This window comes from Pseudomonas sp. PS02302, from assembly GCF_029959585.1.
Classification (GTDB): Bacteria; Pseudomonadota; Gammaproteobacteria; order Pseudomonadales; family Pseudomonadaceae; genus Chryseomonas; species Chryseomonas aestiva.
The window spans coordinates 1-1,986 of sequence record NZ_JASCON010000162.1 but is presented as its reverse complement, the minus strand read 5'-3'; the positions used below and the strand labels follow the sequence as shown (position 1 = coordinate 1,986).

General features: G+C 62.2%; 2 protein-coding genes. Both read right to left on the bottom strand.

From position 1 onward, the window contains the following. Positions 1–195: 195 nt before the first annotated feature. Positions 196–999, bottom strand: coding sequence for an IS21-like element ISPst3 family helper ATPase IstB (gene istB / locus QMX82_RS25615; protein WP_010454871.1), 804 nt, complete (start codon positions 997–999; stop codon positions 196–198). Beyond that, positions 992–1,986, bottom strand: a 995-nt coding sequence (istA, locus tag QMX82_RS25610; protein ID WP_282288785.1) for an IS21-like element ISPst3 family transposase, incomplete at its 5' end; no start/stop codon positions are given. The genes istB and istA, both read right to left, overlap by 8 nt.

Genomic DNA, 1,986 nt, shown 5'->3' with positions numbered 1-1,986 from the left:
TTGTTGGCGCTGATGGAAAATTGACCCACCCTGCCGATTGAAATTTGACCCAGGGCGGATTGCTGATTTTGTTACCAGCAACTGTGGATAAGTCTACCAGCGCAGCTGCTGTTGCCCCCACTCCTTCGCTAGCCCAGTTCAGTTGTTTAAGACCTGCCACACGCAGCCATGTAGCAGGCCGTCGTCGCCATGAAATCAGAACGGCTCATCGTCCTCCGGTTCCTGGCCGCCCTTACGCTTTCGCTCCCGTGATTTGATCTTGGCCTGGGCCGCCAAGCTACTGTGTTGCAGGCGATAGGACTCGTTACCGGTTTCGACGATGTGGCAGTGGTGGGTCAGCCGATCCAGCAGGGCGGTGGTCATCTTGGCGTCGCCGAACACGCTCGACCATTCGGCGAAGCTCAGGTTGGTGGTGATCACCACGCTGGTGTGTTCGTACAGCTTGGATAGCAGGTGAAACAGCAACGCACCGCCGGCCTGGCTGAAGGGCAGATAACCCAGTTCGTCGAGGATGACCAGATCCATGCGCAGCAGAGCTTGGGCGATCCGCCCGGCTTTGCCGTCGTGCTTTTCGCGCTCCAGCAGATTGACCAGATCGACCGTGGAGTAGAAGCGCACGCGCTTGCCGTGCCGGGTGATGCCGGACACGGCCAGCGCAGTGGCCAGGTGGGTTTTACCGGTGCCAGGCCCACCGATCAGCACCACGTTCTGCGCGGTGTCGGTAAAGGCCAGACTGGCCAGTTCGCTGATCAAACGAGCGTCTGCGCTGGAGGCGCTGAAGTCGAAGCCGGCCAGGTCGCGGTGCATCGGCAGCTTGGCCATGTTCATCTGGTGGCTCACCGAGCGCATGGCGCGATCTGTGTGCTCTTGTTCCAGCAGGTGTTCGAGCAGCCACTTGGACGAGGCTGTGTTCGACTCACCCTGCGCAGTCAACTCCGCCCAGGCCGTGGCCATGCCGTGCAGGCGCAGCTCCTTGAGTTCCGCCATCAAATCACGCATGACCGATCTCCTCGGTCTGGCCACGCAGGCGGTCGTAGCGCGCCGTGTTAGCGACGGGGGCTTCCTTGAGCGACAAGTGGGTTTCGACGCTGGGTGGTGGTTCGGTCGCGGCCAGGCGCGCCACGACATTGAGGATGTGTTCGGCGCTCAGGCTGCCGCTTTCCAGTACCAGCTCAACAGCCACCAGCACCGCATCGAGCCCGGCGACCGGTACGGCAGCCAGAACTTGCGCCATGATCCGGTCACCGCCGGCATGACGCCCCAGACCGTGCTTAAGCTGACGCAGCGGCGCCGGCAGATCAGCAAAGGGCGCGCCGTTGCGCAGCGCACCGGGCTTGCGTTCGATCAGCGGGAGGTAGTGCTGCCAGTCATAGCTGACCTGGTCGCGATCCAGCAAGCGGACATGGCTGGCGATCAGCGCGTCGTCAGCCACCACCTCGATTCGCGTCGGATACAAACGGCTGCTGACCCACTTACCCGCATACTCACACGGCACCGAGTAGCGGTTGCGCCCGACGCTGACCAGGCAGGTGCTGGAGACCCGCGCAGGCCGCTCGACGTAACCGTCGAATGGCGCTGGCACAGGCATCAGTTCAGCGCGCTCCAACTCCAGCACTTCGGCCACACTCAGCCCGCTGTATTGAGGGTGCGTCAGCTCGTTCCAAAGCGCGCGGCAGCGCTGGCCCAGCCAGGCATTGAGTTCCTCGAAGGAGTGAAACTGGCAGTCCTGGGCGTCTAGCCAGATACGCCTGCGGCTGTCTTGCACGTTCTTTTCAACGATGCCCTTTTCCCAACCAGCGGCGACGTTGCAGAAGTCCGGATCGAACAGGTAATGCGCGCACATCACCGCAAAGCGCGCATTCACCGCCCGGCCTTTGCCCTTATTGACCTTGTCGACGGCGGTCTTCATGTTGTCGTAGATGCCCCGGCGCGGCACGCCGCCCAAGGAGCCGAACGAGCGTGTATGGGCGTCAAATAACATCTCAT